Consider the following 13,015-nt stretch of genomic DNA (forward strand, 5'->3'; position numbering starts at 1 on the left):
CAGGCCCGAGGAGAGGACCCGGCATGCGGATCACCGACACGAGCGACCTGTGGTGGAAGACCGCGGTCGTCTACTGCCTGGACGTCGAGACCTACCTGGACTGGGACGGTGACGGCTGCGGCGACTTCGCCGGCCTCGCCCAGCGCATCGACCACCTCGCCGACCTCGGCGTCACCTGCCTGTGGCTGATGCCCTTCTACCCGACCGCCGAGCGCGACGACGGCTACGACATCACCGACTTCTACGGCGTCGACCCGAGGCTGGGCACCCACGGCGACCTCGTCGAGGTCATCCGGACGGCCAACGACCGCGGCATGCGGGTGATCGCCGACCTCGTGGTCAACCACACCTCGATCCAGCACCCGTGGTTCCAGCGCGCCCGGCAGAGCCGGGACGACCCCTTCCACGACTTCTACGTCTGGCGGGACGACGAGCCGCCGGACACCTCCGACCAGGTCGTCTTCCCCGACCAGGAGGACAGCACCTGGACCTTCAACGAGCCCACCGGTGAGTGGTACCAGCACCGCTTCTACAAGGAGCAGCCCGACCTCAACGTGGCCGACCCGCGGGTACGCGACGAGGTCGCCAAGATCATGGGCTTCTGGCTGCAGCTGGGGCTGTCGGGCTTCCGCGTCGACGCCGTCCCCTTCTTCCTGGAGGTGGAGCCGGCGGACGCCGGGGCGCTCCCGGACCCGCACGAGTACCTCCGCGACCTGCGCTCCTTCCTCGGCCGCCGCACCGGCGACGGCATCCTGCTCGGCGAGGTGAACCTCCCGCACGAGCAGCAGGTCGAGTTCTTCGGCGGCGCGGACGGCGACGAGCTGACCATGCTGTTCGACTTCGTCGGCATGCAGGCGCTGTACCTCTCGCTGGCCCGTGCCGACGCCGGCCCGCTGCGCACCGCCCTCACCCAGCGCCCGGTGGTCGACCCCGACAGCCAGTGGGCCACGTTCGTCCGCAACCACGACGAGCTCACCCTCGACAAGCTCTCCGACGACGAGCGGCAGGAGGTCTTCGCCGCCTTCGGCCCGGAGGAGCGGATGCAGGTCTACGGCCGCGGGCTGCGCCGCCGGCTGCCGCCGATGCTGGACGGCGACCCGCGGCGGGTCCGCATGGTCTACAGCCTGCTGTTCTCCCTGCCGGGCACCCCGGTGCTCTTCTACGGCGAGGAGATCGGCATGGGGGAGGACCTCGACGCCGAGGGCCGCCTCGCGGTCCGGACGCCGATGCAGTGGACGTCGGGCCGCCACGGTGGGTTCTCGACCGTCGAGGACCCCGCGCAGCTGCCCGGGCCGGTCGTCGACGGCGGGTTCGCCCCCGAGTTCGTCAACGTCGCCGACCAGCGGCACGACCCCGACTCGCTGCTGTCGTTCATGGCGCTGCTCATCCGGCGCTACCGGGAGTCCCCGGAGCTCGGCTGGGGCGCCTACGAGGTGCTCGAGCAGCCGCACCCCGAGGTGCTGGCCCACCTGTGCAGCTGGGACGACGGCGCGCTGGTCGCCGTCCACAACCTCGGACCCGAGCCCCGCACGGTGCCGCTGACCCTGCCCGAGTGCGGCCGGGAGCACCTGCTGGTGGACCTCCTGCAGACCGGGGAGGAGCCGGTGGACGACGAGGGCGGCGTGGAGCTGGCCCTCGGCGGCTACGGGTACCGCTGGCTGCGGGTGGTCGCCCCCGGCAGCCGCCGGCTGGTCTGAGCGATCCGGTGTCGACACGTCGACGTGTCGACACGGCGGTGTCGGTCGGGCCGCCTAGCGAGGAGGCGATGACCGAGGCACCCCCCACCCCGAACCCGCCGACCGCCGAGCTGCCCGTGTACGGCGGCGCCCCGACCGGCGGGGACCCGACCCCGCCGGGCCCGACGGTCACCGGCCCGATCGAGGCCGGCCCGCCGCCCGTGCCGTTCCCCGGTCTCGAGGGTGCGGCGGCCGCCGGCGCGACCGCCGTCCCGGCCGCGGCGGCCGCTCCGGCTGCGGAGCCGACCGCCGCGCAGGCCGCGGCCCAGACCCCCGCGCAGACCGCGACCCCGGCCCCGGCGCCCGAGGGGCACCAGCCGACGACGCCGGTGACGGGGCGCCCGCGGATCGGTCCCCGCCGGCCGGGCTCGATGACCCGGATGGGCCCGTGGGCGCCGGTGGCCGGTGCGCTCATCGGCCTGGTCGCCGGCATCGTCGTCGCGCTGCTGCTCGGCGGGGTGGCCGGGGCGTTCAACGAGCGGCTGGCGCTGGTCTTCCTCACCGTCGGGCTGATGATGCTCGGCGCGGCCGGCGCGCTGCTGGCCGACGAGGTGCGGCTGGTCCGCCGGGGGGCGCGTGAGGCGGCCATCCGCCCCGCGTGGGTGGAGGCCACCGCCAACCTCATCAACGGCCTCACGCCGGCCCGGCTGCTCCTGCTGGCCAGTGCGTTCGTGCTGTTCCTCGCCGCCTTCGTCGTCTGAGCGGACCCCGGCTCAGGTGTAGGCCTGCACCGCCAGGTGGACCGCCAGCCCGATGCCCGCGAGGGCGATGAGCCGGCGCAACGCGGTCTGGGGGGCGCGGCGCACCACGCGCGGCCCGATCCGGCCCCCGAGGAACAGCCCGATCGCCAGCGGGAGCGCCGCCGACCAGGCGACGTCGGAGAGCACGATGAAGCCGACGGCGGCCACCGCGTTGGCCATGCCGAGCACCACGTTCTTCAGCGCGTTGCCGATCGGCAGGCCCTCGCCCGTGGTGAGCAGGAACATCGCCAGCATCATCACCCCGGCCGCGGCGCCGAAGTAGCCGCCGTAGATGCCCACCGCGAAGGTGCCCAGCGGCAGCCACCACGGGTCACGGTGGGTGGGGTGGGCCCGGGCGCCCTCCACGGCGAGCTGCCGTGGAGGCCGCTGCAGGAACATGGCGATCGACGCGCCGGCGATCAGCCACGGCACGATGCGCTCGAAGGCCTCCGACGGGGTGAGCAGCAGCAGCGCGGCCCCGGCGACGCCGCCGAGGACCGCTCCGGCGCCCAGCCGGAGCAGCCGTCGTCCCTGGCCGCGCAGCTCCGGGCGGGAGGCGCTGACCGACCCGACGCTGTTGAGCACCAGCGAGACGGTGTTGGTGACGTTGGCCGTGACCGGCGGGATGCCGGTGGCCAGCAGCGCCGGGTAGCTGATCAGCGAGGCGAGCCCCGCGATGCTGCCGGTCAGCCCGGCACCGATGCCGGCCAGGACGAGGAACCCGAACTCCAGCACGCTCACGGCTCGTCGGTCCCCGTCACGTCCCCCAGCTTGCCTCCCGGCCCGGCCGGGCCGGCTCACCGGGTCAGCAGCACCGCGATGGCCACGCAGCCGAGCGCGACGATCGCCGTCCGCAGCACCGGGGAGGGCAGCCGCCGGCCGAAGCGCGCGCCGGTCCAGCCGCCGAGCAGCGAGCCGCCGGCGACCAGCGCGGCCGCCGTCCAGTCGACGCGGTCGGTGGCGACCACGACGTAGGCCCCCGCGGCGACGGCGTTGACCGCGAGCGTCAGCACGTTCTTGAGCGCGTTGAGCCGCTGCAGCGGCTCGTGCAGCAGGAGGCCGAAGACGCCGATCTGCAGCACGCCCTGGCTGGCCGCGAAGTACCCGCCGTAGCTGCCGGTGGCGTAGGCGCCGGCGAACAGGGCGGCCAGCCGGCCGGCGCCGATCCGCTGCGGGCCGGCGTCGTCGGCGCGGCGACGGGCCAGCGCCCGCTGCACCATCGGCTGGACGGCGACCAGCACCACGGCCAGCCCGACGAGGACCGGCACCACCGCCTCGAACGCCGCCGCCGGCAGGTGCAGCAGCAGGAACGCGCCGGTCAGCGCACCCAGCACCGAGGCGGGCAGCAGCCGCAGCAGCAGGCCGCGCTGGCCGGCGAGCTCGCGCCGGTAGCCGATCGACCCGGTGAGGTTGCCCGGCACCAGACCGAGGGAGTTGCTGATCGTCGCGGTGACCGGCGGCAGGCCGACGGCCAGCAGCACCGGGAAGGTGACCAGCGTGCCGGACCCGACGACGGCGTTGATGCTGCCGGCGGCGAACCCGGCGGCCAGCACCGCGAGCATCTCCAGCGCGTTCACGACCGCATCACCCGCAGCCTCGCACGACCACTGGGCGACGGCACGCAGCCGGGGTGGGCCGGTCGCGGGGCCGCAGCGGCGGGGACTCAGTCGCGCCGGCCGGCGTCGACCACGCGGAGGACGACGGAGCCCTCCTCGTCGGAGGCCTCCAGGTCGACCTCGACGTCGATGCCCCAGTCGTGGTCGCCGGCCGGGTCGTCGAGGATCTGCCGCACCCGCCACACGCCGGGCTCGCCCTTGTCCCAGATCAGCAGCGCCGGGCCGCGGGCGTCGGCGCCGGTGCCCACCGAGTCGTGCTCGGCGAAGTAGGCCTGCACCACCTCGCCCCACCGGTCGGCGTCCCACCCGGAGCCGCGGTCGAGCTCGCCGAGGTCGTACCAGCGGCGGAGGGCCCACAGCTCCACCCGGCGGAACAGCGCGTTGCGCACCATCGCGGTGAACGCCCGCTCGTTGCCGGTGAGGGGACGGGGCCGGGCCGGGACGGCGACCGGTTCGTCCAGCGGCTGGTCGGGTGAGGTCAGCTGCTCCCACTCGTCCAGCAGCGAGGAGTCCACCTGCCGGACCAGCTCACCCAGCCACTCCACGAGGTCGGTGACCTCCTCGGTGCGTGCCGCCGCCGGGACGCCGGAACGCAGCGCCTTGAACGCATCCGACAGGTACCGCAGCACCGCGCCCTCGGACCGGGTGAGCCCGTAGGTGTTCACGAACTCGCGGAAGGTGGACGCCCGCTCCCACATCTCGCGGACGACGGCCTTCGGCGACAGGTGCGCATCGCGGGCCCAGGGGTTGCTGCGCACGTAGACCTCGAAGGCGTGCCCGAGCAGCTCCTCCAGCGGCTTCGGGTGGGTGATGCCCTCGAGCAGCTCCATGCGCTCCTCGTACTCGATGCCCTCGGCCTTCATCTGGGCGACCGCCTCGCCCTTGGCCTTGTTCAGCTGCGCGGCGAGGATCTGCCGCGGGTCGTCGAGGGTGGCCTCGATGACGCTCACGACGTCGAGGGCGTAGGTGTCCGACGCCGGGTCCAGCAGCTCGATGGCGGCCAGCGCGAAGGTCGACAGCGGCTGGTTGAGGGCGAAGTCCGGCGGCAGGTCGACGGTGAGCCGGTACCGGCGGCCGTCCGGCTCGGGCTCGGGCAGCCGCTCCAGCACGCCGGCCTGCAGCAGCGAGCGGGCGATGCCGATCGCCTCGCGGATGTGCCGGAGCTGGCGCTTGCGCGGCTCGTGGTTGTCGGTGAGCAGCCGGCGCAGCGCGTCGACGGGGTTGCCGGGCCGGTCGACGACGTCGAGGAGCATCGCCGTCGACACCCGCATGTTGCTCGTCAGCGGCTCGGGGTCGGCCGCGACCAGCCGGTTCATGGTCGCCTCCGACCACGGCACCATGCCCTCGGGCGCCTTGCGGCGGACCAGCTTGCGGCGCTTCTTCGGGTCGTCGGCGACCTTGGCGAACTGCTTGAGGTTCTCCACCTCGTGCTCGGGCGCCTGGACGACGACGGTGCCCGCGGTGTCGTACCCGGCCCGCCCGGCCCGCCCGGCGATCTGGTGGAACTCCCGGGCGTTGAGCAGCCGGGTGCGGGTGCCGTCGTACTTGGACAGCGCGGAGAACACGACGGTGCGGATCGGCACGTTGATGCCCACGCCGAGGGTGTCGGTGCCGCAGATGACCTTGAGCAGCCCGGCCTGCGCCAGCTGCTCCACCAGCCGCCGGTACTTGGGCAGCATCCCGGCGTGGTGGACGCCGATGCCGTGGCGGACCAGCCGCGACAGCGTCGTCCCGAACGAGGAGGTGAACCGGAAGCCGCCGATCATGTCGGCGATCGCGGCCTTCTCCTCCTTGCTGCACACGTTGACGCTCATCAGCGCCTGCGCCCGCTCCAGCGCGGAGGCCTGGGTGAAGTGGACGACGTAGACCGGCGCCTGCCGGGTGTCCAGCAGCTCCTGGATCGTCTCGTGCATGGGCGTCGTCGCGTAGTAGTGGTGCAACGGCACCGGGCGCTCGGCGCCGGCCACCAGCGCGGTGGGCCGGCTGGTGCGGCGGGTGAGGTCCTCGCGCAGCGCCGTGGTGTCGCCGAGGGTGGCGCTCATGAGGAGGAACTGCGCCCTCGGCAGCTCCAGCAGCGGCACCTGCCAGGCCCAGCCGCGGTCGGGGTCGCCGTAGAAGTGGAACTCGTCCATGACGACCAGGCCGACGTCGGCGTCCGCGCCCTCGCGCAGCGCGACGTTGGCCAGCACCTCGGCGGTGCAGGCGATGATCGGCGCGTCGCGGTTCACCGCGGCGTCGCCGGTGAGCATGCCGACGTTCTCCGCACCGAACACCCCGCACAGCGCGAAGAACTTCTCGCTGACCAGCGCCTTGATCGGCGCGGTGTACCAGCTGCGCCGCCCGGCGGCCAGGGCCGCGTACTGCGCGCCGGTGGCCACCAGCGACTTGCCGGAGCCGGTCGGCGTCGCCAGGACGACGTTGGCGCCGCTGACCAGCTCGATCAGCGCCTCCTCCTGCGCGGGGTAGAGCACGGTGCCGTTCCCCTCCGCCCACGCGGCGAAGGAGGTGAACAGCTCGTCGGGGTCGGCACCCCGCGCGCGGAGGGCGGCGAGGTCGCCCGGGTCGTCGAGGAGGGGAGGGGCGGTGGCGGTCATCGTGGGGGACAGCGTGCCCGACGCGGGTTCCCTTCCCGGGCAGGCGGTCCGGTTCCGGGGCGGACGACGGGGGTAGGCGGGGGCCGACCCACCCACGAACCTGGAGGACGACGACGTGTCTTCGCCCCGCCCCGAGTCCCAGCCCGCCCAGCAGCAGGACGTCCCCGGCACGCTGGGGGAGATGGACCCCAAGCCCGACCACGGGGAGGACAGCTACCGCGGCTCCGGCCGGCTGACCGGCAAGGCGGCGGTCATCACCGGCGGCGACAGCGGCATCGGCCGCGCGGTCGCCATCGCCTTCGCCCGCGAGGGCGCCGACGTCCTGATCTCCTACCTGAACGAGCACGAGGACGCCGAGGACACCAAGCGGTACGTCGAGGAGGCCGGCCGGAAGTGCGTGCTCGTGCCCGGCGACCTCGCCGACCGGGCGCACGCCAAGACGATCATCCCCAAGGCGGTCGAGGCGTTCGGGAAGATCGACGTCCTGGTCAACAACGCCGCGTTCCAGATGAGCCACCCGACGCTGGAGGAGATCTCCGACGACGAGTGGGACCACACCGTCGCGCTGAACCTGTCGGCGATGTTCACCCTGTGCAAGGACGCGATCCCGCACATGCAGCCGGGTGCGTCGATCATCAACTCCTCGTCGGTCAACTCCGACAACCCGAGCCCGCACCTCATCGCCTACGCGATGACCAAGGCCGGCATCGCCAACTTCACCGCGTCGCTGGCGCAGATGTACGCGGAGAAGGGGATCCGGGCCAACAGCGTGGCGCCCGGCCCCATCTGGACGCCGCTGATCCCGGCCACCATGGACGAGGACAAGGTGGAGAGCTTCGGCCAGCAGGTGCCGATGGGCCGCCCCGGCCAGCCCGCCGAGCTCGCGCCGGTCTACGTGCTGCTGGCCAGCGACGAGGCCTCCTACGTGTCCGGCGCCCGGGTGGCGGTCACCGGCGGCAAGCCGATCCTCTGAGCCCCGCAGGTCGGCCTTTGTGGCCACTTCGGCCACCGGGGAACGGGCCTTCGTGGCCACGAAGGCCGGTCAGCGGACGGCGGCGGCGATGGCGGCGACGTCCGCGGGGGTGACCCGGCAGCAGCCGCCGACCAGCCGCGCGCCGGCCCCCAGCCAGCCCGCCACCTCGCCGGTCGGGACGCCCGGTGACCCGGTCCAGCGCCGGGCGCCGGCATCCCAGCCCTCGCCGCTGTTGGGGTAGGCGACCCGGGGCCTGCCGGCGACGGCCGCAGCGGCCAGCGACGGGCCGACCGCGGCCGGCGCGGTGCAGTTGACCCCCACCGCGACCACCGCGTCGACGCCCGCGGCCAGCGCGAACACCGTCTCGGCCCGCTCACCGCGGCGGGTCCGGACGACGCCGGCGCCGTCGACCACCGTGGTGAGGGAGAGCCACACCGGGACGCCGAGCGCGTCGGCCTCGGCCACCAGCGCCTCGGCCTCCGCGGCCGCGGGCACCGTCTCGCAGGCCAGGACGTCGGCGCCGGCCTCGGCCAGCACCGTCATCCGCGGCCGGTGGAACGCGCGCAGCTGCGCGACGGTCGTCCGGTCGCAGTAGGCGCCGGTGTACTCCGACCCGTCGGCCAGCACCGCCCCGTACGGGCCCACCGACCCGGCGACCCACGCCCCGGGCGCGCCACGGCGGGCCAGCGCCACGGAGGAGGCGATGAGCCGGCGGGCCTCGGCGGCGTCCACCCCGGCCGCGGCGAACCCCTCGACCGAGGCCTGGTAGCTCGCCGTGGTCGCCACCTGCGCACCGGCCGCGGCGAAGGCGGCGTGCGCGGCCACCACCGCGTCGGGGTCGTCGCGCAGCAGCCGCGCCGACCACAGCGCCGAGGACAGGTCGGCGCCCTGCGCCTCCAGCCGGGTGGCCAGCCCGCCGTCGAGCACGACCGGACCGGTGGCCAGGGCCTCGGCCAGCGAGAGCTCAGGCATGGTCCTGATCCTCCCGCGGTACTGGGGGACCATGGTGTTCATCTGGAGCAGCGGCTGGGGTCCGCGACGGCGCCCGCGGGGCGGGTACCGCGGCATGGGCCCGGGCTACGGCCCCAGGTACGGCCCGGGCTACGGGCCCGGCTACCGGCGGGGCTACGGCCCGCCGGCCGGCTACGGGCGCGGGTACCGCGGCGGCAACGACTCCTGCCTGCGCGACCTGCTGTTCCTCAACACCGGCTGCTGCCTGGCCAACGCCATCGGCTGCGGCATCGACGGGCTGTTCCTGGTGCCCACCACCGTGCGGCACGTGCACACGGCCGGCACCGGACGGCGCGGCACCCGGATGCGGGACCGCCTGGTCGCCGCCGTCCGCGTCTACCAGCGCGAGGTGAGCCCGAGGCGGCCGCCGTCCTGCCGGTTCGAGCCGACCTGCTCGGCCTACGCCGTCGAGGCGCTGGAGCAGCACGGTGCCGGCCGCGGCACCTGGCTCACGGTGCGCCGGCTGCTGCGCTGCCGGCCCGGCGTGCCCGGGGGTGCCGACCCGGTCCCGGCCGCCTGACCTCACTCCTCCCGACCGACGCCGGGAGCGGCGGCGCGGGTGACCGCGAGGGCCACGACCACCGGCAGCACGCCGAAGACGGTCGCCGAGTAGACGCCTCCGCTCAGCGCGGGGAGCAGGCCCGTCGTCCCGTCGGTCAGCGACCAGCCCAGCCCCACCAGCGGGAGGGTCGCGACGGCGGTGGCCAGGACCGCGCGCGTCTGCACCGCCCGCCCGTGCCGGCGGGTCCCCAGGCCCACGACGAACGCCGGCACGGAGGTGAGCAGTCCGTCGAACACCGGGATGACCGGCCCGTCCCCGGTGTCGACGAGGGCGGCGAGGAACAGCGCGTGCCACACCAGCGCGCCCGCCGTCGCCACCACCAGCGCCAGCCACGCTCCCGCGGCCAGCGGCGAGCCGAACGCCCGGAGGTGCACCAGGCCGGCCGCGAGGGCCAGGCAGAGGACCGCGCCGCCGACCACCACGGCCAGCAGCGGCGCGGGGACGTCGGTGACCTGCCAGCCGGACGGCGTGCGGTCCGGCAGCGGCCAGCCCAGGGCGCCGACCGCGCAGGCGAGGAGGGTGAGCGCGGTCGCCACGCCGGCTAGCACCGTCGGTGACCGCGCCCCCGGTGCCGGGTCTGCTGCCGCCGCCACCGGCGCAGCGTGCCAGACCGGCGGACGGGTGGGTGCCCTCCGTCGCGCGCCCCGTCGGCCAGACTGGCCCCGTGCCCACCGTCGACGACGCCTCCGGTGACCTGCCCGTCACCGGGTCCCTCGTCGTGCCCGCAGCCGCGCTCGGCTGGCGCTTCTCCCGCTCCTCGGGCCCCGGCGGCCAGGGGGTCAACACAGCCGACTCCCGCGTGGAGCTGTCGGTGGCCCCGCTCGAGCTGCCCGGGCTGGGCGACGTCCAGCGGCAGCGGCTGGCCGCTCGGCTGGGCCCGCGCCTGGTGGACGGCGTCCTGACCGTGGTCGCCAGCGAGCACCGCCAGCAGCTGCGCAACCGGCAGGCCGCCCGCGAGCGGCTGGCCGCGGTGCTCCGCGCCGCGCTCGCCCCACCGGCACCGGCCCGGCGGCGTACCAAGCCCACGCGGGGCTCCCAGGAGCGGCGGATCGAGGCCAAGAAGCAGCGCGGCGCGCTCAAGAAGCAGCGCCGCTCCTGGGACTGACCGCCCGGGCCGGCCGGGCGCCGCGCGTCAGCTGAACCGCTGCTGCAGGTGCACGGTCACCTGCTCACCGGCGGCGTCCTTGCCGATGGCGCGGCAGATGGCCGCCCGCAGCGGCAGCCAGTGCGGCCCGCTGCCCGACGGCATCAGCGTCGCGGCGAACGGGTGGCCGTCGGTGGTGCCGGCGACCTTGACCGCCCGGCGCGTCCCCAGCAGCTCCGGTGACCCCGGCACGGTCAGGTAGGTCGGGAACGCCCCGTCCTTCTCGATCGGCGCGGTGAAGGTGACGTCGAGCGGCTGGGGCAAGGGTGCGGTCACGGTGCGGTGCTCCTCGGGTCGGGGTCGTCGTCGGTTGGACCGGCGAGCGGCCCCGGACTCATCGCCGGGGGAGCGTGGCGCGCCGCCGCTCCAGGAACGCCCGCTCGCGGGCGTTGCCGGCCAGCGCGATCGCCTCGGTGTAGGCCGCGGCCGCCTCCCGCGTGCGGCCCAGCCGCCGGAGCAGGTCGGCCCGGACGGCGGGCAGCAGGTGGTGCGGCAGCTGCAGCGCCTCCACCTCGGCCAGGGCCGCCGCCGGCCCCTCCACCTCGGCCACCGCCACCGCCCGGTTGAGCGTCACGACCGGCGAGGGCGCGATGGCCCGCAGCTGGTCGTACAGCGCCAGCACCTGCCGCCAGTCGGTGTCCGCGGCGGTGGGTGCGTCGCTGTGCACCGCCTGGATCGCCGCCTGCAGCTGGTAGGGGCCGGGTGAGTTGCGCCGCAGACAGCGCCGCACCAGCTCCTGGCCCTCGGCGACCATCGCGGCGTCCCAGAGCCCGCGGTCCTGCTCCGGGAGGGGGACGAGGTCGCCGTCCGGCGACACCCGGGCGGCGCGCCGGGACTCCACCAGCAGCACCAGGGCCAGCAACCCGAGCACCTCCGGCTCGTCGGGCACCAGCTCGGCCAGCTCGCGGGCCAGCCGGATCGCCTCGGCGGCGAGGTCGGGACGGGCCAGGCGGTCCCCGGAGGTCGCCGTGTGGCCCTCCGTGGCGATCAGGGCGACCACGGCCAGGACGCCGCGCAGCCGATCCGGGAGGTCGGCGTCGGTCGGCACCCGGTAGGGGATGCGGGCGGCCCGGATCTTGCGCTTGGCCCGCACCAGCCGCTGGGCCATGGTGGCCTCGGGCACCAGGAAGGCGTGTGCGATCTCCGCCGTGGTGAGCCCGCCGACCAGCCGCAGCGTGAGGGCCACCCGCGCGGCGGGGGCCAGGGCGGGGTGGCAGCAGGTGAACAGCATGCGCAGCCGGTCGTCGCGCACGGCGCCCTCCTCGGGCGGTGGGCCGGGGTCGTGCAGCAGCGCCGCGGCGCGGTGCCGGTCCTCCCGGGTCGACTCCCGGCGCAGCCGGTCGATCGCCCGGTTGCGGGCCGTGGTGACGATCCAGCCGGCGGGGCTGGGCGGCACCCCGTCGGCCGGCCAGCGCGCCACCGCGGTGGTGAAGGCGTCCTGCACCGCCTCCTCGGCGGCGTCGATGTCGCCGAGGAGGCGGGTGAGGACGGCGACCGCGCGGCCGTGGGACTCGCGGAAGACCCGCTCGACCTGCGCGGCGGTCGGCTCGGTCAGCAGCCCGGCCCGCCCTGCAGCGGCCGCACCTCGATCGGCAGGGTGATCGCCCGGGCGAGCTTGCGGCCCCACTCGAGCGCGGCGTCGAGGTCCGGCGCCTCGACGACGGTGAACCCGCCGACGTGCTCCTTGGCCTCCACGTAGGGGCCGTCGGTGAGCAGCACGTCGTCGCCCTCGGCCCGGAGCACCGTCGCGGTCTCCGGCGGGTGCAGGCCGCCGGCGAAGACCCACGCGCCCGCCTCCCGCATCTCGCGGTTGACCGCGTCGAGGTCGCGCATGATCGGCTCCAGGAACTCCGGAGGGGGCACCTCGCCGTCGGGCTGGTAGATCGTCAGCAGGTACTGCGCCATCGTCGTCCTCCTCGGGTCCGCGGCCGGCCCCTCGCCGCCCGCTCACCCCCAGTACGAACGGGGTGGCCGCCGATCGACACTCAGCCGGGCTGCCGGACCAGCAGCCACAGCGGCAGCTCGTCGTCCGCGGTGTGCATGGCGCGGTCCACCTCGAAGCCGGAGCCGCGCAGGAAGCGGGCGGCGGCCCAGGTGTACACGGCCGCGGCGGCGAGCACGCCCTCGGCGTCGCAGCGGTCGAGCACCGGACGCAGCAGCGCGGTGGCCATGCCGTGGCGGCGGCTGCTGGGGCGGGTGCCGAGGTGGGCCAGCCACCAGTGCGGCTGCGCCGGGCGGGCGGCGTCCACCAGCTCCCGGGTGCGGGCCACGCGCCCGGCGTGCGGCCCGGCCAGGTACGGCAGCTCGCGGGCCAGCGCGGCGGAGACGTCGGCCGGCAGGGGAGCCGTGCCCGGGGCGCCGGGCGGGGCCTCCCAGGTCGCGACCGCGGAGACGTCCTCGGTGACCCAGCCGGTGCCCGTGGCCACCGAGCGGTGCCCGGCGTCCAGTTCGTGCAGCCGGGTCAGCCGCTGCATGCGGCCGTCCTCCGGCAGCGCCCAGCGGGTCCAGCGCGAGTCGGCCAGCGCCACGGTCAGGGTGGCGGCGATCCGGGGGACGTCGCGCTGCTCGGCGGGCCGCACCGACGGGGCCCCGATCCGGACGGTCGGCTCACTCACCCGCCCATCCCACCACCCCGCGGT

14 protein-coding genes are annotated in these 13,015 nt (G+C 75.5%); 5 read left to right on the forward strand and 9 right to left on the reverse strand.

Going from position 1 to position 13,015, the window contains the following annotated elements; genetic code table 11:
* Positions 1-23: 23 nt before the first annotated feature.
* Together ACI79E_RS07915 and ACI79E_RS07920 are read left to right on the forward strand one after the other, a co-directional pair.
* Positions 24-1,697: an alpha-amylase family protein gene (locus ACI79E_RS07915; RefSeq protein ID WP_456931978.1), complete on the forward strand. Its 1,674-nt coding sequence runs from the start codon at positions 24-26 to the stop codon at positions 1,695-1,697.
* 68 nt (positions 1,698-1,765) lie between these two features.
* A complete protein-coding gene (locus ACI79E_RS07920) occupies positions 1,766-2,437 on the forward strand; it encodes a hypothetical protein (RefSeq protein ID WP_456931979.1) in 672 nt (223 codons plus the stop codon).
* A gap of 12 nt (positions 2,438-2,449) precedes the next feature.
* On the opposite strand, the gene ACI79E_RS07925 is transcribed toward ACI79E_RS07920, so the two are convergent.
* From ACI79E_RS07925 to ACI79E_RS07935, 3 genes are all read right to left on the reverse strand, one after another.
* Entirely contained in the window at positions 2,450-3,217 is a 768-nt protein-coding gene (locus tag ACI79E_RS07925) for a sulfite exporter TauE/SafE family protein (RefSeq protein WP_456931980.1), read from the reverse strand.
* Positions 3,218-3,273: 56 nt separating this feature from the next.
* Positions 3,274-4,053: a sulfite exporter TauE/SafE family protein gene (locus ACI79E_RS07930; RefSeq protein WP_456931981.1), complete on the reverse strand. Its 780-nt coding sequence runs from the start codon at positions 4,051-4,053 to the stop codon at positions 3,274-3,276.
* 86 nt (positions 4,054-4,139) lie between these two features.
* Complete coding sequence (locus ACI79E_RS07935; protein ID WP_456931982.1) at positions 4,140-6,686, reverse strand: DEAD/DEAH box helicase; 2,547 nt, start codon at positions 6,684-6,686, stop codon at positions 4,140-4,142.
* A gap of 115 nt (positions 6,687-6,801) precedes the next feature.
* Between ACI79E_RS07935 and ACI79E_RS07940 the strand changes: the two genes are divergently transcribed.
* Positions 6,802-7,659 carry an SDR family oxidoreductase gene (locus ACI79E_RS07940; RefSeq protein ID WP_456931983.1) on the forward strand — a complete coding sequence of 286 codons (858 nt, stop codon included), beginning with the start codon at positions 6,802-6,804 and terminating at the stop codon, positions 7,657-7,659.
* A 69-nt stretch (positions 7,660-7,728) separates the two neighbouring features.
* Here the strand turns inward: ACI79E_RS07940 and mmuM are convergent, their stop codons facing one another.
* Positions 7,729-8,631: a homocysteine S-methyltransferase gene (gene mmuM / locus ACI79E_RS07945; protein ID WP_456931984.1), complete on the reverse strand. Its 903-nt coding sequence runs from the start codon at positions 8,629-8,631 to the stop codon at positions 7,729-7,731.
* Between mmuM and yidD the strand changes: the two genes are divergently transcribed.
* A complete protein-coding gene (yidD, locus tag ACI79E_RS07950) occupies positions 8,630-9,190 on the forward strand; it encodes a membrane protein insertion efficiency factor YidD (protein ID WP_456931985.1) in 561 nt (186 codons plus the stop codon). The two genes, mmuM and yidD, sit on opposite strands and share 2 nt — an antisense overlap.
* Positions 9,191-9,192: 2 nt before the next feature.
* On the opposite strand, the gene ACI79E_RS07955 is transcribed toward yidD, so the two are convergent.
* Entirely contained in the window at positions 9,193-9,768 is a 576-nt protein-coding gene (locus ACI79E_RS07955) for a hypothetical protein (RefSeq protein ID WP_456931986.1), read from the reverse strand.
* A 128-nt stretch (positions 9,769-9,896) separates the two neighbouring features.
* Between ACI79E_RS07955 and arfB the strand changes: the two genes are divergently transcribed.
* Positions 9,897-10,337, forward strand: a complete 441-nt coding sequence (gene arfB, locus ACI79E_RS07960) for an alternative ribosome rescue aminoacyl-tRNA hydrolase ArfB (protein WP_456931987.1) — start codon at positions 9,897-9,899, stop codon at positions 10,335-10,337.
* Positions 10,338-10,364: 27 nt separating this feature from the next.
* On the opposite strand, the gene ACI79E_RS07965 is transcribed toward arfB, so the two are convergent.
* The 4 genes from ACI79E_RS07965 to ACI79E_RS07980 all read right to left on the reverse strand — a co-directional run bounded on the left by ACI79E_RS07965 (position 10,365) and on the right by ACI79E_RS07980 (position 12,991).
* Entirely contained in the window at positions 10,365-10,652 is a 288-nt protein-coding gene (locus ACI79E_RS07965) for a DUF1905 domain-containing protein (RefSeq protein ID WP_456931988.1), read from the reverse strand.
* A gap of 58 nt (positions 10,653-10,710) precedes the next feature.
* The gene (locus ACI79E_RS07970) at positions 10,711-12,003 is read right to left on the reverse strand and encodes an RNA polymerase sigma factor (RefSeq protein WP_456931989.1); all 1,293 of its coding nucleotides are present in this window, start codon (positions 12,001-12,003) and stop codon (positions 10,711-10,713) included.
* Positions 11,928-12,281 (reverse strand): YciI family protein, encoded by a 354-nt coding sequence (locus ACI79E_RS07975; protein WP_456931990.1) that lies wholly within the window; start codon positions 12,279-12,281, stop codon positions 11,928-11,930. The genes ACI79E_RS07970 and ACI79E_RS07975 overlap by 76 nt, the downstream gene beginning before the upstream one ends.
* An 80-nt stretch (positions 12,282-12,361) precedes the next feature.
* A complete protein-coding gene (locus ACI79E_RS07980; protein WP_456931991.1) occupies positions 12,362-12,991 on the reverse strand; it encodes a GNAT family N-acetyltransferase in 630 nt (209 codons plus the stop codon).
* Positions 12,992-13,015: the final 24 nt, after the last annotated feature.

Source organism: Geodermatophilus sp. SYSU D00079 (assembly GCF_054050635.1).

Bases quoted from the DNA above. Each gene is read 5' to 3' on its own strand.
- ACI79E_RS07915 (WP_456931978.1), top strand. From the start codon at position 24: ATGCGGATCACCGACACGAGCGACCTGTGGTGGAAGACCGCGGTCGTC.
- ACI79E_RS07920 (WP_456931979.1), top strand. From the start codon at position 1,766: ATGACCGAGGCACCCCCCACCCCGAACCCGCCGACCGCCGAGCTGCCC.
- ACI79E_RS07935 (WP_456931982.1), bottom strand. From the start codon at position 6,686: ATGACCGCCACCGCCCCTCCCCTCCTCGACGACCCGGGCGACCTCGCC.
- yidD (WP_456931985.1), top strand. From the start codon at position 8,630: ATGGTCCTGATCCTCCCGCGGTACTGGGGGACCATGGTGTTCATCTGG.
- mmuM (WP_456931984.1), bottom strand. From the start codon at position 8,631: ATGCCTGAGCTCTCGCTGGCCGAGGCCCTGGCCACCGGTCCGGTCGTG.
- ACI79E_RS07975 (WP_456931990.1), bottom strand. From the start codon at position 12,281: ATGGCGCAGTACCTGCTGACGATCTACCAGCCCGACGGCGAGGTGCCC.